The following is a 16,852-nucleotide window of genomic DNA, read 5'->3' as shown; positions in this document are numbered from 1 at the left end:
TCAGCGGATTTAACCGCTTCGTCTATTCTTTATGAAATAACTCACTATCGGGAATACTATGCAGATTCGAAAAGGATTAAATACGGACCTCGTCCGTCTTGAATGTTGTGACTTTTCTTTCACCATTAGCCACATTGCGCGAGAGCCCTTTATCCATTGTGATTTGCATATTGAAGCCGTCGCCGAGCCGTGGATAAAAACCTACGAACTTGACATTCAAACGCTTGAAAACCATTGCGTTAATCCGGACGCCATATTTCTTGTGGCGGAAACGGATGATGGTGAATTAGCCGGATTTATTACCGCGTCAATCGGCTGGAATAAGTTTATTTCAGTGGATTATATTGCCGTTGATCGCACCAGACGCAGAACCGGCGCCGCGCAAAAATTAATGGCCGCCGCCCACGTCTGGGCCCGCAGCGTAAACGCGCCGGGATTACGACTCGAAACGCAAAATGTGAACGTCTCTGCCTGCCTGTTTTACCGTCACTACGGATTTACCCTGGGCGGGTACGACCGTTATCTCTACAACGCCTTGCCGGAAAAAGACGAGGTCGCCCTGTTCTGGTATTACATGCTGGTCTAGCGGAAACACATTGCCACATCGCGGTCATATTTCTGTCACTGAATTTCATTACGCTTTCGGGATTTTAACCAGGGTGTTGAGGAAAAAAGCGTGAATTCAATGGCTAAGGCATTACTGCTGGCATTACCTGTTATGAGTGCAGCGGCAACCGCGACGGCTGCCGGGCGCGACCTGTGTGAACCGAAAGCGTACGAAATGGCGCTGCGCTATCAGCAGAAATCGGCAGAGATTATGGCCCTTCAGCTGCAAACCTATCGGTTTGCCACCGAGCGCTTCAACGAGAAGTTAAAAGATCTGAAAACGCCCGAAAATTACGCCGTGGTGATGGACCTCGACGAAACGGTGCTGGATAACACACCTCTGCTGGTGCGCGACGCGGAGCAGTGTCACGACTATACACAATGGGACACCTGGAGCGACTGGGAGAAGCAGGGAAAACCCGGCTTAATCCCGGGAGCAAAAGCGTTTCTTGACCACGTGAATCAGAGCAAGGTCCGGATCTACTATGTCTCGGATCGTATGCAGGAAAATAAAGCCGACACGCTGAAGACGTTAAACGCTCTCGGCCTGCCGCAGGTGTCTGACGAAAGCGTGCTGCTGGATACGGTCAGCAAGGAAGAGCGCCGCCAGAGCATCCTCAAAAAGCAGCAGATCGTGATGCTGTTCGGCGACAGCCTGCCGGACTTCGCCGTGCAGTTTAAAAACAAAAAGCCGAGCGAGCAGCAGCGTGAGCTGGTTGAAGCCAGCGCCGAACACTTCGGCAACGACTGGATTGTGCTGCCTAATGCCGCTTATGGCGCCTGGTCCAAAGCCACGCTCGAGAGCTGGAACGCACCGCTGAAAAAATAAGCTCTTACGGGCCGGAAAAGGCATTGCCCGCCTTCCCGGCCCTTCGGTTGACTATCCATCCCGTTTATAGGTCCTATCATTTCTGGGCAGGTTCTTATAATTTTACGGAGCAGTAAGATGAGCACTTTCAAAGGAGACTCGTATGCTTACCGTGAAAAAACTTGCTCTTTCCACGCTGATTTCCAGTTCACTTCTTTTCTACCCTGCGCTCCAGGCCTCTGCAGAAACGCCGCAGCACGTCGTTAAACAACCGGCGGGCGGTTACAGCGTGCAGGTCGGCGACGTGCTTGTCACCTCGTTTACCGACGGGACCGTCGCGCAGGATCTGCACAAGCTGCTGCGCCGGACAACGCCGCAAAACATTGATGCGCTGCTCGCAAAAAATTTCCAGACCAACCCGGCTGAGGTCTCCATCAACGCGTTTCTGATTGCGATACCCGGACATAAAATCCTGGTGGATACCGGCTCGGGCCAGCTCTTTGGTCCTGATACCGGCGGACGTCTGGTTGAGAGCCTCGCCACGCAGGGAATAAAACCCGAGGACATCACTGAAGTCCTGCTGACCCACGCCCACTCCGATCATGCGGGCGGCCTGGTGAAAGACGGCAAGGTAGTGTTCAGCAACGCGCGCGTTTTCGTTGGCAAACCGGACATCGACTTTTTCTTTAACGACGACAATCAGAAGAAAACCGGCTACGGCAAGAACTACTTCGACGTCGCGCAGAAGACCTTAAAACCCTACCTTGACGCGGGTAAAGTGGTGCCGTTTAGCGGCACATCGGAGATTCTTCCGGGGCTTACCGGCACGGTTCATCCCGGACACACGCCGGGTTCAGCCTTCTACACCCTGACAAGCAAAGGCGAGAAGATCACCTTTGTCGGCGACATCATTCACGCCGCGGCGGTCCAGTTCCCGCAGCCTGCGGTGACCATCACCTACGATGAAGATGAGAACAAAGCGGCAAGCGTACGCGAGCATGCGTTCGCTGACTTTGTGAAAAATAAAGACCTCATTGCCGCGCCCCATCTGCCTTTCCCGGGCATCGGCTATGTGACGAAAGGCGAGAAAGGCGGCTATGCCTGGGTCCCTGTGACCTATACCAACCGGGACGCCAGCAGCGCGAAATAAGATGACGCGGATATCTGACATGGACATAGACCTGCTCCTGACGCTGGACGCCCTGCTTCAGGACAGGAACATCACCCATGCGGCCGCGCGGCTGGGCATCAGCCAGCCCGCGCTCTCTGCCCGTCTCGCGCGTCTGCGCACGCTGTTTGGCGAACCGCTGTTCATTCCCTCCCCGCATGGACGCGGGGTGTTACCCACGCCGCGCGCGGAAGCGCTCAGGCCGCAGGTGACAGGCGTGCTGCGCGGCATCAGCGCGATGTTTGCGCCCACCGCGTTTGACGCGCAAACCAGCAGCCGGACCTTTGTTATCGCGCTGCATGAAAACCCGGCGCTGATGCTCGGCACCGCGCTGCTTAACCAGGTGGGTACCGATGCTCCCGGTATTCGCCTGCGCTTCGCCCTGCCCGAGATGGCCGAACTGCCGCAGCAGCTGGAGAACGGCGATGTGGATCTCTACATCGGCGTGAGCGCGGGCGCCCATGACGGGTGGGTAAGGCGCAAACTCCTCGACGACGCGTTTGCCACCGCCCAGCGAAAAGGCCATCCGCGCGGAACGGGTGCGTTAGATCTGGAGATCTACTGCGCGCTTTCTCATCTGGTGGTGTCGTCGGCGGGCGATCCGTTTACTGGATTTGTCGACCAAACCCTCGCCGGGCTGGGCTATCAGCGACACGTTGCCATGTCCACCCAGAGCTACGCTATGGCGCCTGCGCTGGTTGCCGGTACCGACCTGGTGTGCACCCTGCCGGAACGGATGCTGAAGCAGTTTGCCAGCACGCTGGATCTCTTTGCACCACCGCTGCCGCTCCAGCCCATTACCATCAACATGTACTGGCACCCCAAAAACAGCCAGGATCCGGCGAACGCCTGGCTGCGCGAGCAGCTCCTGCGGGCAGCAGGACGTCAGGTGTGATCGAGCGTGACCAGAAACTTTTTTAGCACTTCTGAGCGAATAATCCGGTGGCAAACCAGGGTGAGTTCGCTCTCCCGCAGCCGGTCAAGGATGTCCACGTAGACGACGTTCTCAACGCTCACCGCCTTTGCCGACGCGGGAAGCAGCGCCACCCCAAACCCCGCCGAAACCAGGCTGATGACCGTGGGCACGTCGGTCGCGTTTTGCACCACGTCCGGCTGAAAGCCCGCCCCGCTGCAGGCGTCATAGAAGTACTGCTCCAGCCCCATTCCTTCCGGGTCGCGCAGGGAGATCCATTTTTCGTCTTTCACCGACGAAAGCGTCAACGCGGCGGACCCGGCCAGCGGATGCTGACGATACAGCGCCAGCACCGTTTTCTCCGAGGCGAACGGGCGGCTTTGCAGATCGTCCGGCAGCGACGGCAGCGGCGCGCGGATGATGGCCACATCCAGCTGGTTGCTCTGCACGGCGGCGTAGAGCGTCTGCACGTTTCCCGTCATCAGCGACATGGTAATGGCGGGCCAGCGGCTGTGCATCTGGCGCAGCGCGGCGGGCAACCTGCCGTCAAACATCGCGCTCGACACGCACCCGAGGTTTAACACACCCTGCTCGCCCCGTGCCGTTTGTCTGGCGTCCAGCACCGCCTGTTCGGTCAGCGAGATGGCAAGCCGGGCTTTCACGAGAAATGCTTCGCCCGCGGGCGTCAGGGTCAAGCGGCGGTTCGCCCGGCTGAAAAGCGTGACGCCTAAACGTTCTTCCAGGGCCTTTATCTGCTGGCTCAGCGCCGGCTGCGCCATGTTCAGACGCTCGGCGGCCCGGTGCATATGGAGCTCTTCGGCCACGACGATGAAGTGGCGCATCTGGCGAAACTGCACGAGACGACCTCCCGAATTGATATTAATTTACTTATCAATTTAACAGTAATGATGCAATTGATGCTATTGGTCATTGCCATAAAAATGGAGGTATTCAACCGAGGGAGGAAAATATGGAAAACCAGATTAACGATCTCCGCAGCGCCATCGCCTTACTGCAGCGCCACGAAGGGCAGTACATTGAAACCGATCGTCCGGTCGATCCCAATGCGGAGCTGGCGGGCGTCTACCGCCATATCGGCGCAGGCGGCACGGTCAAACGTCCAACCCGTACGGGCCCGGCCATGATGTTCAACAGCATTAAGGGCTATCCGCACTCCCGCATCCTGGTGGGCATGCACGCCAGCCGCGAGCGCGCGGCGCTCCTTCTGGGCTGCGAGCCCTCTGAACTGGCAAAACACGTCGGCCAGGCAGTCAAAAAGCCGGTTGCGCCGGTTGTCGTCCCGGCCTCGCAGGCCCCCTGTCAGGAGCAGGTCTTCTACGCTGACGATCCTGACTTCGACCTTCGCAAGCTGCTTCCGGCCCCAACCAACACGCCGATTGATGCGGGTCCGTTCTTCTGTCTGGGGCTGGTGCTGGCAAGCGATCCGGAAGACAGCTCGCTGACGGATGTCACCATTCACCGCCTCTGCGTGCAGGAGCGCGACGAGCTTTCCATGTTCCTTGCCGCCGGGCGCCATATCGAAGTGTTCCGCAAAAAGGCGGAAGATGCCGGAAAGCCGCTGCCGGTGACGATCAACATGGGTCTCGACCCCGCCATCTATATCGGCGCGTGCTTTGAGGCCCCAACCACGCCGTTTGGCTATAACGAGCTGGGCGTCGCTGGGGCGCTACGCCAGCAGCCGGTTGAGCTGGTGCAGGGCGTGGCGGTCAAAGAGAAAGCCATCGCGCGGGCGGAAATCATCATCGAAGGTGAACTGCTTCCGGGCGTGCGCGTGAGAGAGGATCAGCACACCAACACCGGCCACGCGATGCCAGAGTTCCCGGGCTACTGCGGCGAGGCGAATCCCTCCCTGCCGGTGATCAAAGTGAAAGCCGTGACCATGCGAAACCACGCTATCCTGCAGACGCTGGTGGGACCGGGAGAAGAACATACCACGCTGGCCGGATTGCCGACCGAGGCCAGCATCCGTAATGCGGTTGAAGAGGCTATTCCGGGCTTCCTGCAAAACGTTTATGCCCATACCGCGGGCGGCGGTAAGTTCCTCGGGATACTGCAGGTGAAAAAACGCCAGCCGTCAGACGAAGGACGCCAGGGCCAGGCGGCAATCATCGCCTTAGCCACCTATTCGGAGCTGAAGAACATTATTCTGGTCGACGAAGACGTGGATATTTTCGACAGCGATGACATCCTGTGGGCGATGACGACGCGCATGCAGGGGGATGTCAGTATCACCAATATTCCGGGGATCCGTGGCCACCAGCTGGATCCGTCCCAGTCGCCGGATTACAGCACCTCGATTCGCGGCAACGGCATTTCCTGCAAGACGATCTTCGACTGCACGGTGCCGTGGGCGCTGAAGGACCGCTTCGAGCGCGCGCCGTTTATGGAGGTGGATCCGCGTCCATGGGCACCGGAGCTGTTTGCTGACAACACGAAATAAAATCATGCGCGTATGACCTGCGGGTCATACGCTGATTTTCTTCTCAAGCGTGGCGATATTTTCACCCGCCACGCGTTCCACAGTGAAACGATCGACGCTCAGCAAAATGAGCATCAGCCCCCTGCCGCTCTCCAGCAGCGGCGACATTTCGCAGAAGCGGTCTCGCCTGGCGGCCTCAAGCCGCTCCTGCGGGAACGCGTCACCCGCGTCGTTAAAAACAACGCAGACGTCATTGCCGCGGACATCGAACTGGACGCGAAAGACGTGCGAGTTATCCTCGTGAAGCGCGTAGCGGATGATGTTCGTCGCCACTTCACAGGCGGCGAGATCGAAGGCGAAACGCCACTCATCATCGACGGGAAGCGCGCTCAACCTGTCGCCAAGCCAGCCGGACAGCGGCGTCAGGGACGCGATCACCGCCGGAAACTCAGCCTGCTCCGGCCTCTGCATCTACTGCCCCAGCTGCGCAAGCGCGCTATGTTTATCCGGATAGATGCGGAAGATGCGATCCATTCGGGTCAGGGTGAACATGTTCATGATCCCGGGGTTCAGGGAGCACAGCGCCATTTCGCCTTTTCCGTTCATCAGCTTGAACAACGACACCAGCATCCCCAGCCCGCTGCTGTCGATAAAATCCACTTTGCTAAAGTCGACGATTAAGGCTTTACGATCGCTGCCAATTTCCTCCGTCACGGACGCTTTAAACGTCGCGGCAACGGAGGCATCCAGCCGCCGGACTGCGGGCGTGAGAATGTTGGCATGCGGTAGTCGCTCGGTGTTAATAATCATTCTGTTCTCCCTGACGTTCAATCACGAGAAGTGACACGTCGTCGGTTAAGGCGATCGGTTCATCACGATTTGCATTGCGCCAGCCAGTCAGGTGGTCACCAAACCGCGGCAGGAGCTGGTCAACCGGGAGCCGGGCATGCTCATGAAGCCAGCGTTCGAGACGCTGCGGGCCAAACTGCTCGCCGCTGACGTTCTCGCACTCCGTAATACCGTCACTGAATAAGCATAAGCGATCCCCCGGATTGAGGGTAAACGCGACATCCTCCCAGCTCAGGTCTGGGATCAGCCCGACCGGCGGGCCGCCATCGCCCACGGACGTGACGGCGCTGTCTGCGTTCACAATGACGGGAGTAGGATGCCCTGCCTGGCACAACAACCCCTGCCCGCTTTCTGGATCGATCACGCCGTAAATGAGCGTGAAATAACTGGTGATGTCGCTCTCTTCACTGCAAAAGCGGCTGTTCAACATCCTGACAACCTCCGCGGGTGACTGAATGCCGCCCTCATCGGTAAACAGGAAGCGGTCCACCACCCGGCCATGTAAAAACTGGCGAGCCACCGCGAGGGACATCATCGCGGCCCCCACGCCGTGACCCGAGACATCAACGCAATAGAATCCCAGATGGGAATCCAGCGGAAAGATATTGAACACATCGCCCGAGACCCAGGCTGACGGCAAGAAAAGCCAGTCGGAGAAGTAGTCGCCGTAGCGTAAGCGGTGTGAAGGCAGCACCGAGTGCTGAACCCGTGCCGCCAGTTCAAGATCTTTTTCAATCTGATGCAAGGCTTCACTCAGGCGCTTGTTGTGCGCCGCGAGGGTCGCCTCCAGCGTCAAAATACGGACCCCGGCGTGAAGCCGCGCCCGGAGTTCAGCCTGTTCAACGGGCTTACTCAAAAAATCATCCGCCCCGGCATCAAACCCCTGCGTCACGTCCCCGGCATTCTCGCGGGCCGTCAACAGGATGATATACACATAGCGGCCAAACTGACGGTTGCGGATGGTCTGACACAGCGTCAGCCCGTCCATTTCCGGCATTTCCCAGTCGCTTATCACCATGCTGACCGGCTGGCTGGACAAGATTTCCAGCGCGGCAACACCATTTTCCGCCTCGCTCACGAGATACCCCCACTGGGTGAGCATCCGGGAGAGTAACCGACGATAAATCAGCGAATCTTCAACGATTAACACGTGCAGCGCCGACATGTATCCCTCCTAAAGCGGTAAGAACCAGATGAGGCTCACGGTCCCTTCCCTGAATTTTGCGTTACCGTTGCCGTGCCCCGGATAGCGCGTCCCCGCATAGTTTGCGTACTGGACAGAGAACGATCCCGGCGTATAGCCCGCGTAGCCGAAGCTGTAGCTGTAATCGCCGTTCCAGGGTTGCTGCTGGCTGCTGTCCGGGAACCAGAACGCAGTTGCGCGAACGAAGAAATGTTGTTTAAAGGTGTAGCCGCAGCCGCCGAGCATGACGTTTTTATTTTTGCGGATGTCATCGCTGCTGAGGTCGTAGTAGCGCGGCACCCAGCTGTACCCGACCTGGCAAATGATGGAATCCCCTTTATTAATCAGGAGCGTGTTTTCAACCTGTTTCGGTAGCGAAAACTTGTAGGCCAGCGTGAAGGCACCCTGTTCGAAATAGGTATGTCTCCGGCTGCCTGACGTCCAGAAGTGGTTTTCACCGTAGTTACCGTAAACCAGGCTCACCGTATTGGCATGCCAGTCGTCATAGCCGAAGCTGTAGCGAAAATCGGCGGTATAGCGGGTGGTATCTCTGACCGGCAACCGGGAGGTAATGTTGGCAAACCAGAAGCTGTACGGGGAATACTGCAGACTAAGGTTGAGCGTCTGGTTAATTTTTTTCTCCTGCGCGGCGCTGTCAGAGCTATTAGGCACGCTCACCAGCTGCTCTTTCAGCCCCGAACTGAAGCTCAGAGCGCCTGAAAATTTCTTGTCATTTCCCGAGAACAAACGCCCCCACCGGCTGGTGAAAACGCCTGCCTGAACGGGTTCACCGTTTTTATCGCGCAGGGTTTCTTTATCACTACTTTGTGCCGCCTCTGCGGCGGGGATCGCAGCGAGCAGCACGCCCGCCAGAAGCCATTTTTCGCGCATAACCGCCATCCTTAGTTAGGTATCCAGCGTGCGCCGACGTCGTATTTTGCCATCAGCCACAAAATACCCAGTGCCGCCGCATGCACTAACGTGTTCTCTATCCAGGCGTGACGCCATAAATCGAAGGTAATGAACTGGCTCACCAGCAGCACCACGTACACATGCAAAATAAAGGTATAAAGCGAGTGCTGGCCTAGCGGGATCAAGAACCATCCCAGCAGGCGGTTGAGCGGCGTCCAGCAATACGTCAGCACCAGGTAGACGGTAACCATCAGGGCGATATCGTTTAGCACCCTCACCGGGCCCAGCCCGTTCTTCGCCGCCCAGGTGTGATAAAACGTATTGAAGCTGTCAGGCGGGATGACGTGCATGAGTAGCGCGGGCGGCATAAACGGGTTGGTATGGTTCTGGGCAACAAACCCCAGCACCAGCGACACCATGACCAGCGCCACTACCACCCCTTTCCCCGGAGGCGTCCGGGCGAAAGAGAGCAGTTCGGCTTTATACCAGCCGCTGGCCATCCCCAGCACAAAGATGAACTGCCAGGCCAGCAGCGGGAAGGCAAATTCGAACTCCGACGGCGTCAGCCGAAGCGGCCACCGCTGCCATAGGCCGTACACCAGCAGCGACAGCCCCAGCAGCCACCAGACTTTCCCTTTCTGCAGCATCCCCAAAAATAGCGGGCTGAGTAGCAGCAAGAAGATATACAGCCCCAGAATCTGCGTCTGATGGGGGCCGATCTGCAAATAGAGAATAATGTTGAACCAGGTCTCTTTAATTTGCGGCGTAACAGGATAAAGCGACCAGCTTTGACCCGAAAAACGGTCGGTAAAATGGGTGACCTCGAACACATTAATATGTGGGATATAGGCCAGGAGAATAAATGACACTATGATAATGATATTTACGCGATATATTTTCCACGCCCTGAGATAAAGCCCCCAGGAAACCGTGAGTAAAACCACTTTTTGCAGACGCGCGCGATTCAGCATGCCAAGCATAAACCCCGAGAGAATGACAAAGCCTTCTGCACCGGTTGTTAGCCCAAAACGTTCCCAGGAGAATATATTAAATACCGACATGACCTCCGTATGCGCCACGACCATCATGACGAGGGCTATGCCGCGCATAAAGTCAATTCTCAGGTCCCTAGCACCTGCTACGGCATAACGCCATGCTGTTGATTTAGCGTCATCTTCTTGCGCTACCGACGGCGCAACATGGCTCATAGGGTGTCCTTTGCCTGAAAACGAAAATTAAGGTCTAAATAAAGTAGATAGTCTAAAGGAATAGTAACTGCAATTTATCACCGGCAGATGAAAAACATTAAGCAGAATTAAATCCAAATTAATCACTGCTACATATTAATAAAAACGACGCTGGACACTTTTATTCGGCGTTCTACACTTATCTTAAATCTTGTTTAATCGCTATTTTCTTTCGCTTTTGGGCAACTGTCTGCGCAGCAGAATGGGTCTGCATTTTCACGGAATCAGGAACGCCGGAACTATGGATTTTTATTTTTCCCGTTTTGAACATCGTCGTCCTCCGGAGCCGTTAACAACACCGCGCTGGGTAATGATGACCTGGCAGGTGTTAGCGGTCGCGGCGCTTATTCTGGGTGCCAATTATATTTACTGGCGCTGGACCGCCTCCCTGAATACTGACGCATTATGGTATGCCATTCCGCTGGTCCTCGCCGAAACCCTGGCGTGGATTGGCACCGTGCTGTTTACCATCAATTTGTGGAAAGAACAGGATCCTCCTCAGAGTCCGCCGCCCGGCGAAATTAACGAATGTCTGTCACCTGAGGAGGTCGTAGAACCTCGTCCTGTAAAAGTGGATTTGTTCATTGCCACCTACTCGGAAGACACCGAGCTGGTCAGGCTATCCATTCGCGATGCCCTGAAGATGGCGTACCCGTTCCCGATTGACTACCGCATCCACGTGCTTGATGACGGCCGCCGCCCGGAGATGAAAGCCGTCTGTGAAGAGGAAGGCGTTAACTATATTACTCGCCAGACCAACATCGGCTTTAAGGCCGGCAACCTGCGCAACGGCCTTGAGCAAACCGACGGCGATTTTATTGTTATCTGCGACGCCGATACCCGCGTATTTCCCACCCTGCTCAGCCATACGCTGGGTTATTTTCGCGATCCGGACGTGGCCTGGGTACAGACGCCGCAGTGGTTCTTCGATCTTCCGGAAGGAGAAAATCTGTCGCGCTGGGGCCAGCGAAAAGCCGGAAAAGTGGGCTACGGTCTGGGCTGGCTGATACAAAAGTGTGTTGGCCCGGTCACGATAGGCCGCGACCCGTTTTTTAACGATCCGCGCATGTTCTATGATGTGATCCTGCGGCGGCGCAACTGGGCGAACGCGGCTTTCTGCTGCGGTGCGGCGTCCATTCACCGTCGCGAGGCGGTCATGCAGGCCGCGCTGAGAAGCTATGTCTGGTCCGTCGAAGAGGAGATCCATCGGCATACCCGCGACATCCGCGATGACGAAACGCGGGACGCGCTGCAGAATGCAATGCGTCCGCACGTGGCGTTTGACACCGAGCTCACCCCCTACAAATTCCACGTCTCGGAAGATATTTACACCTCGGTGCTGCTGCACGGTGACGCCGCACGACGCTGGCGCTCGGTTATGCATCCGCGGGTTGAGTCGAAGATGCTCTCTCCGCAGGATATGCTGACCTGGATGATCCAGCGTTTTAAATACGCCGCCGGTTCGCTGGATATTTTGTTTCATGACAACATCTTCAGCCGTCGCCGCTTCAGGCTTTCCCTCCCCCAGACGCTGATGTATGCCACCACCTTCTGGTCGTACATGGCCTGCGTGTGGAACACGGTATTTTTGATTTCGCCCATTATCTATCTCTTTACCGGCATTCCGCCGGTGTCCGCCTGGTCGACGCCGTTCTATCTGCATTTTCTTCCGTTTTTTATTTTCTCCGAACTGGCCTTTATGTTTGGTACCTGGGGGATCTCGGCCTGGGACGGCAGGGCCTCTTACCTCTCCTTCTTTTCCATGAACCTGCGCGCGCTCAATACGGTGCTGCGGGGCGAGCAGATCAAATTTCACGTCACGCCAAAAGAGCGGCAGACGGGCCGTTTTCTCTACCTGGTGAAGCCGCAGATTGCCATCGTGGTACTGACCCTCGCAGGGCTTATCTGGGGCGGTATCCAGGTGGCGCGAGGACAGGTGGACGACCCCTCCGGCTACGTCATCAATATTTTCTGGGGAGGGGTGAACATCGCCGCCATGCTGCCGCTGATTTTCGCGGCCATGTGGACGCCCGCTGAAGAGGACGAGGTCACCCAATGAGGATACGTGATGCCCTGCTGCCCGCGCGCAGCTACCTCACCATTTTGCTCGGCTTCCTGCTCGGCTTTGCCATTGTGGTCTGGGTGGAGAAACAGATGCCCACGCGCGTGGAAAGCAGCGGCGGCATCGCGCTCAGTAAAGACTTCCCACCGCTGCCTGCGAAACGCGCGCTGACCTATGACGAAGCCATCTGGGCGCGGGTCGCCTGGCAATACTACGTGAATAATACCCAGCCAAACGGCCTGGCGAACGCCAGCGACGGTGAGCCGTGGCTGAGCCTCTGGAGCGTAGGGAGCTACCTGTTTGCGACCGCTGCCGCAGAGCAGCTCAATATTATTTCCGCCGATGAATTCGACGAGAGGGTCGGCACGGCCCTGTTCACGCTGGGGCAGTTACCGCTCAACAAGCAAGGCCTCCCTGCCGCGTATTACCATGCGGACACCCTGAAGATCCTCGGCAAACCCGACGCCTCGGCAATTGGGCTGAGCCGCCTGCTGACAGCGCTTCAGACCCTCCTGTGGCGCTATCCTCAGCACGCGGCGGCTATCCACGATCTGTTTAGCCTCTGGAACACCGGCGCACTGATTGAAAATAACGTTCAAAGTCAGGCGGCCGTTCCGCTCCATCACTGGACGCTGACTGATGACGAACAGCGGGACAGCTTTGGCTACCGTCTCTATGCCAGCCATACGCTGCGCCTGATTGACAGCGCGGCAGGCCTCGCGGTGACCAACCCGCCTGAAGGGCAAAAGATGATCGATCTGGATGGCGTGATGGTGCCGGATGAAGGGCTACGCACGCCATGGGGCAAGCAAACCTCCCTGATCAGTCTCCCCTATCTGTTAACCGGTCTTGAGCTGGGCTTTGATGCGCAGAGCGCTGAAATCGCGTGGCGGATTATGCAGATCCAGCAGCGGCGCCATAGCCTGCGCAGCCCAAAACCGCCGGTCAGCACGGATTATGCCGAACCGGCGCCGGATTACGTCAACGATCTGCCGGACAGGCAGCCGGTTCAGGCGCGCAACCTGCGCGACGAGGTGCCGGAGAAAGTGGCGATTACCTCCACCCGCACCGCGTTTGCCTGGTATGCCCTGTTCCGCAACAGCTGGAGCGAAGCGCTGCGCCAGCAGGTTCTGGCCCTTCAGGTGCCGGGTAAAGGCTGGCAGCGCGGGTTAAATCTCAACAACAGCGTCAATGCCGTCGTGGACGCCGATACCAATGCCATTGTGCTGGAAAGTCTGTCTTACATCGCGCATGGTCAGATGCTCTGTCTGGCCTGCCTCTACACTTCCCCCTCAGCAGGAGCAACGCCATGAAGCCACGATCCCCGATCCTTTTCCACCTGCTCACGGGAATAACGATCTGCTGGCTGGCCTTATCGACCGTGCGTGCGGATACCGAGCTTCCTGCATCAGGTTACTCCCCGCGCAGCGGCGAGCTGACCGCCCGGGAGATGACCATCGCGAAAAACGCCTGGCAGTATTTCGTCACCAACTATCAGCCCACGACGGGCCTGGTGAATGCGGTCAACAAATATCCCTCCACCACCATGTGGGACAGCGCCTCCTATCTGGCCGCCCTGACGGCGGCGCGCGAGCTGGGGATCATTGATAAAGCGGAATTTGACCGCCGGATGCTGAAATTCCTCGCCACGTTAAACACCCTGGTACTGTTCCGCAACGAGCTGCCCAACAAGGCCTATAACACCATCAGCGGCCAGAAGGTGGACTACACCAACAAGCCCGGCGAAATTGGCTTCTCGGCGCTGGATATCGGGCGAATGCTGGTCTGGCTGAAAATCATCAAGGAGCGTTACCCGGAATACGGCAACAGTATTGATAACGTGGTGCTCGGCTGGGATTTCAGCCATGCGATCGACCCCTGCGGCACGCTGTACGGGGCCTATCTGGAGAACGGCCAGCCGAAGTACGTTCAGGAAGGTCGACTGGGCTATGAAGAGTACGGCGCGGCCGGGTTCCAGCTCTGGGGTTTTAATACCTGTAAAGCCAGCCGTCCGCAGCCTTACGAGCTGGCCGAAATCTACTGCGTGCTGGTCCCGTACGATACACGCGACCCGCGCAACACGTCGCAGCATAACTACGTGGTGACGGAATCCTACCTGCTCTACGGGCTGGAGTTCGGCTTTGATAAACCGACCGACCGGGATAACGCCCCGCGCGACTACTCCCTGACGTGGATGAAAAACTTTGCTGACCGCGTTTATCAGGCTCAGGAGAACCGCTATACCATTACCGGCGTCCTGACCGCGCGCTCCGAGCACCAGCTCGATAAGGCGCCTTACTTCGTCTATGACACCGTCTTCAGCGACGGATACAACTGGAACACCATTACCGATAAGGGCCAGTTCGTCCCTAACGCTGCCGCGATTTCGCTGAAGGCGGCGCTGGGCATGTGGGTGCTGTGGAATTCTCCTTATACCGACCGCCTGCTGAACACCATTGAGAATGCCAACGAAGAGGGAAAAGGCTACTACGAAGGGCTGTATGAAAACGGTGACGGCCCGATCAAAGAGTTCACCGCGAACAATAACGGCATCATGCTGGAGGCCCTGTTGTTCAAAAAAGAGGGAAAACTGCTGGCCTTCAACACCGACAACCCGAAGAGCAAGGATTTTGCGCCGTCGCTGTGGGATCAAAAGCTGCTCGATCAGTTTGAAGAGAACAACGCGCTGCGCAGTCGCCCGTTCCTGACCAGTACACCGGCCGTAAAAAGCTGGTGCGACCGGACCGGCGTCACGCAGCGTACCAAACCCGCCTGTCAGGCCTGTCAGTGCGCGTCATGCAGCGCGGACGAGCCCGTTAAACTGCCTCCGGTGACTGCGCAATGCTTAAAACCTTAGCCAGAGGGCTCGCGGGATTACTCCTCGCAGGCGCGATCATCTTTGCCCTGTTTGGCCATCAGGGCGCAGGCTGGCGCTGGCTCATCCACGGCGGCTGGCACTCCAGTGCGCGTATTGCCGCCCTGACGCCGGAGGAGCAGACGTGGGCGGCGATCGCCTGGCGCTATTTCGTCAATAATACCCAGCCGCAAACGGGCCTGGTCAACGGGAGCGACAAACAGCCTCGCGTCACGCTCTGGCAAATGGGCGATACGCTTATCGCCCTGCTGGCGGCAAAAGAGCTGGGGCTAATTGATGATGCCGAGTATGACGCTCGCTTAACCCGTATCATGGGCACCCTTAACCGCCTGATGCTGACCGATGCCCGGACGCCGGGCCGACTCTATTCCAGCCAGACGGCGACGCCCGTCGACTTTAGCGGCAAGCCCAGCAAAAACGGCTGGTCCGCGCGCGATATGGCGCGTCTGATGCTCGCCCTGCGCCTTACCGCAGAGCGGGAACCGCAGTACAGCGAATACCTCGATAAAATCATCCTGCGCTGGAATTTCTGTCCGGTCATCGACGACGAAGGTGAACTGTGGTCATCTTCCCTGCAAAACGGCCAGCCGGTGGTGCGCGAGGAGCTGCGCCTGGGCGAGAGCGAATATGCCGCGACGGCGTTTCAGCTGTGGGGGTTTTCCCCGGAGAAAGCGTTTACGCCCCCGGCGCACCACGTCATCATCGCCCAGCGGCGTCTGGCCGTTGATGCCCGGGATCCGCGCACCACGTGGCAGCCCTCCCTGATTACCACCCTTCCCTATATGCTGCCGGGTCTGGAGTTTGGCTGGGAGCCCGAAGGCGTTGCGGCCGATCGGCAAAAGCACCTGCGCAAGCAGGCCGAAAACGTCTGGCTGAGCCAGAAGAGCCGCTGGGAGACCGATAAAATCCTGACGGCCAGAGCAGATTTCTCGCTCTCTCAGGCGCCCTGGCATATCCAGGATACGGTCTGGGGAAATGGCTATGCCTGGAACTCGGTCGGAGACGATGGCCGGGACTACACCCGTTTCGCGCAGGTATCGACCAAGGCGGTTTTTGCCCTGTGGGCCCTGTGGGACACTCCGTACACCGACGTGCTGATGACGGTCACAAAACACCTTAACGATCCGCAGAAAGGCTGGTACGAAGGCCGTCAGGAAGCCACGGGCGATACCAACGCTGCCTTAACCCTCTCAACCAATGCCACGGTTCTGGAAGCCCTTTTCTTTAAACACAACGCCGGGCCGCTGTTTGATGTGCGTCGGTCGAAGAAAGAGAGCTATTTTTCACGCCGTCTGGCAGAGGAATACACGCCTGTCGGCCACTGTCTGCCGGGCGAAAGCACCATAAGGAGGACGCCGTGAAGTTTTATCGCGATCTGTTTGAATCCAGCCTGAACCGCGTCTTTCCGAATAATGAAAAAACCGCGTTTTTTCAGACGTTCTATGACGCCTTCGTCCACATGTCACCCGAAACTGAAGCGCATTTTTCTCGTCTGCCGGATCGGGAGGGTCAGCAGACCCTGTTTAAGAGTTTCTTCGCCATGCTTGCGGTGGACGGCGCGTTAATCGTGCCTGATTTTCTCGAGCGCCTGGCGCGGGAGCAAAGCGACGACGGCCTCCACCTCCCCCCGCGATTCTTTGCCCTGTGGCGCGAAGCGATGTTGAACGCGGTGAGTGAGCGCGATCCGCAGTGCGACGATGAGATCCTGACGGCCTGGGCCATGGCGATCGCGCCCGGGCTGGAATATCTGCGCCGACAGGCAGAACTGCACTACCGCGCGTAGGGAGGA

At 57.6% G+C, this 16,852-nt stretch carries 16 protein-coding genes; 10 read left to right on the top strand and 6 right to left on the bottom strand.

Going from position 1 to position 16,852, the window contains the following annotated elements; translation table 11 throughout:
- The first annotated feature begins 58 nt into the window (after nucleotides 1-58).
- The 4 genes from BFG58_RS03025 to BFG58_RS03010 all read left to right on the top strand — a co-directional run bounded on the left by BFG58_RS03025 (nucleotide 59) and on the right by BFG58_RS03010 (nucleotide 3,477).
- Nucleotides 59-586, top strand: coding sequence for an N-acetyltransferase (locus BFG58_RS03025; protein ID WP_045910584.1), 528 nt, complete (start codon nucleotides 59-61; stop codon nucleotides 584-586).
- A 90-nt stretch (nucleotides 587-676) separates the two neighbouring features.
- A complete protein-coding gene (locus BFG58_RS03020) occupies nucleotides 677-1,435 on the top strand; it encodes a 5'-nucleotidase, lipoprotein e(P4) family (protein WP_045910585.1) in 759 nt (252 codons plus the stop codon).
- Nucleotides 1,436-1,577: 142 nt separating this feature from the next.
- On the top strand, nucleotides 1,578-2,564 hold the full coding sequence (locus BFG58_RS03015; RefSeq protein WP_008501663.1) for an MBL fold metallo-hydrolase: 987 nt from the start codon (nucleotides 1,578-1,580) through the stop codon (nucleotides 2,562-2,564).
- Between the two features lies 1 nt (nucleotide 2,565).
- The gene (locus BFG58_RS03010; protein ID WP_031274893.1) at nucleotides 2,566-3,477 is read left to right on the top strand and encodes a LysR family transcriptional regulator; all 912 of its coding nucleotides are present in this window, start codon (nucleotides 2,566-2,568) and stop codon (nucleotides 3,475-3,477) included.
- Here the strand turns inward: BFG58_RS03010 and BFG58_RS03005 are convergent.
- A complete protein-coding gene (locus BFG58_RS03005) occupies nucleotides 3,468-4,352 on the bottom strand; it encodes a LysR substrate-binding domain-containing protein (RefSeq protein ID WP_045354115.1) in 885 nt (294 codons plus the stop codon). The two genes, BFG58_RS03010 and BFG58_RS03005, sit on opposite strands and share 10 nt — an antisense overlap.
- Nucleotides 4,353-4,465: 113 nt before the next feature.
- Here BFG58_RS03005 and BFG58_RS03000 point away from each other — a divergent pair, with 113 nt between their 5' ends.
- Nucleotides 4,466-5,956: a UbiD family decarboxylase gene (locus BFG58_RS03000; protein WP_069719207.1), complete on the top strand. Its 1,491-nt coding sequence runs from the start codon at nucleotides 4,466-4,468 to the stop codon at nucleotides 5,954-5,956.
- A gap of 24 nt (nucleotides 5,957-5,980) precedes the next feature.
- Here BFG58_RS03000 and BFG58_RS02995 read toward each other — a convergent pair whose 3' ends face one another.
- The 5 genes from BFG58_RS02995 to opgC are packed head-to-tail and all read right to left on the bottom strand — an operon-like array spanning nucleotide 5,981 to nucleotide 10,087.
- Complete coding sequence (locus BFG58_RS02995; protein WP_069719206.1) at nucleotides 5,981-6,406, bottom strand: ATP-binding protein; 426 nt, start codon at nucleotides 6,404-6,406, stop codon at nucleotides 5,981-5,983.
- Entirely contained in the window at nucleotides 6,407-6,745 is a 339-nt protein-coding gene (locus BFG58_RS02990) for an STAS domain-containing protein (RefSeq protein ID WP_024908544.1), read from the bottom strand. It abuts the gene before it with no gap.
- Nucleotides 6,735-7,949: a PP2C family protein-serine/threonine phosphatase gene (locus BFG58_RS02985; RefSeq protein WP_069719205.1), complete on the bottom strand. Its 1,215-nt coding sequence runs from the start codon at nucleotides 7,947-7,949 to the stop codon at nucleotides 6,735-6,737. Before BFG58_RS02985 ends, BFG58_RS02990 begins: the two co-directional genes overlap by 11 nt.
- A gap of 9 nt (nucleotides 7,950-7,958) precedes the next feature.
- Nucleotides 7,959-8,858 carry a hypothetical protein gene (locus tag BFG58_RS02980; protein WP_083261452.1) on the bottom strand — a complete coding sequence of 300 codons (900 nt, stop codon included), beginning with the start codon at nucleotides 8,856-8,858 and terminating at the stop codon, nucleotides 7,959-7,961.
- A gap of 11 nt (nucleotides 8,859-8,869) precedes the next feature.
- Nucleotides 8,870-10,087, bottom strand: a complete 1,218-nt coding sequence (gene opgC, locus BFG58_RS02975) for an OpgC domain-containing protein (protein WP_069719203.1) — start codon at nucleotides 10,085-10,087, stop codon at nucleotides 8,870-8,872.
- A 280-nt stretch (nucleotides 10,088-10,367) separates the two neighbouring features.
- Between opgC and BFG58_RS02970 the strand changes: the two genes are divergently transcribed.
- From BFG58_RS02970 to BFG58_RS02950, 5 genes are read left to right on the top strand one after another with little or no spacing between them, the layout of a single operon-like run.
- Complete coding sequence (locus BFG58_RS02970) at nucleotides 10,368-12,185, top strand: glycosyltransferase (RefSeq protein ID WP_069719202.1); 1,818 nt, start codon at nucleotides 10,368-10,370, stop codon at nucleotides 12,183-12,185.
- Nucleotides 12,182-13,501, top strand: a complete 1,320-nt coding sequence (locus BFG58_RS02965) for a DUF3131 domain-containing protein (protein WP_069719201.1) — start codon at nucleotides 12,182-12,184, stop codon at nucleotides 13,499-13,501. The genes BFG58_RS02970 and BFG58_RS02965 overlap by 4 nt, the downstream gene beginning before the upstream one ends.
- Complete coding sequence (locus BFG58_RS02960; protein WP_069719200.1) at nucleotides 13,498-15,045, top strand: DUF3131 domain-containing protein; 1,548 nt, start codon at nucleotides 13,498-13,500, stop codon at nucleotides 15,043-15,045. Before BFG58_RS02965 ends, BFG58_RS02960 begins: the two co-directional genes overlap by 4 nt.
- Nucleotides 15,030-16,424, top strand: coding sequence for a DUF3131 domain-containing protein (locus tag BFG58_RS02955; RefSeq protein ID WP_069719199.1), 1,395 nt, complete (start codon nucleotides 15,030-15,032; stop codon nucleotides 16,422-16,424). Before BFG58_RS02960 ends, BFG58_RS02955 begins: the two co-directional genes overlap by 16 nt.
- Nucleotides 16,421-16,846, top strand: a complete 426-nt coding sequence (locus BFG58_RS02950; protein ID WP_024909518.1) for a globin — start codon at nucleotides 16,421-16,423, stop codon at nucleotides 16,844-16,846. Before BFG58_RS02955 ends, BFG58_RS02950 begins: the two co-directional genes overlap by 4 nt.
- The last annotated feature ends 6 nt before the right edge of the window (nucleotides 16,847-16,852 follow it).

This window comes from Enterobacter sp. ku-bf2 (assembly GCF_001742765.1).
GTDB classification, from domain to species: domain Bacteria; phylum Pseudomonadota; class Gammaproteobacteria; order Enterobacterales; family Enterobacteriaceae; genus Enterobacter; species Enterobacter quasiroggenkampii.
The sequence above is the reverse complement of the archived record's forward strand: the minus strand, read 5'-3'. Positions and strand labels throughout refer to the sequence as shown.

Excerpts from the sequence above, each read along its gene's own strand:
- BFG58_RS03025 (WP_045910584.1), top strand. The coding sequence starts at position 59 with ATGCAGATTCGAAAAGGATTAAATACGGACCTCGTCCGTCTTGAATGT.
- BFG58_RS02970 (WP_069719202.1), top strand. The coding sequence starts at position 10,368 with ATGGATTTTTATTTTTCCCGTTTTGAACATCGTCGTCCTCCGGAGCCG.
- BFG58_RS02965 (WP_069719201.1), top strand. The coding sequence starts at position 12,182 with ATGAGGATACGTGATGCCCTGCTGCCCGCGCGCAGCTACCTCACCATT.
- BFG58_RS03000 (WP_069719207.1), top strand. The coding sequence starts at position 4,466 with ATGGAAAACCAGATTAACGATCTCCGCAGCGCCATCGCCTTACTGCAG.
- BFG58_RS02980 (WP_083261452.1), bottom strand. The coding sequence starts at position 8,858 with ATGCGCGAAAAATGGCTTCTGGCGGGCGTGCTGCTCGCTGCGATCCCC.
- opgC (WP_069719203.1), bottom strand. The coding sequence starts at position 10,087 with ATGAGCCATGTTGCGCCGTCGGTAGCGCAAGAAGATGACGCTAAATCA.
- BFG58_RS03010 (WP_031274893.1), top strand. The coding sequence starts at position 2,566 with ATGACGCGGATATCTGACATGGACATAGACCTGCTCCTGACGCTGGAC.
- BFG58_RS02990 (WP_024908544.1), bottom strand. The coding sequence starts at position 6,745 with ATGATTATTAACACCGAGCGACTACCGCATGCCAACATTCTCACGCCC.
- BFG58_RS02955 (WP_069719199.1), top strand. The coding sequence starts at position 15,030 with ATGCTTAAAACCTTAGCCAGAGGGCTCGCGGGATTACTCCTCGCAGGC.
- BFG58_RS02995 (WP_069719206.1), bottom strand. The coding sequence starts at position 6,406 with ATGCAGAGGCCGGAGCAGGCTGAGTTTCCGGCGGTGATCGCGTCCCTG.
- BFG58_RS03015 (WP_008501663.1), top strand. The coding sequence starts at position 1,578 with ATGCTTACCGTGAAAAAACTTGCTCTTTCCACGCTGATTTCCAGTTCA.
- BFG58_RS02985 (WP_069719205.1), bottom strand. The coding sequence starts at position 7,949 with ATGTCGGCGCTGCACGTGTTAATCGTTGAAGATTCGCTGATTTATCGT.
- BFG58_RS02960 (WP_069719200.1), top strand. The coding sequence starts at position 13,498 with ATGAAGCCACGATCCCCGATCCTTTTCCACCTGCTCACGGGAATAACG.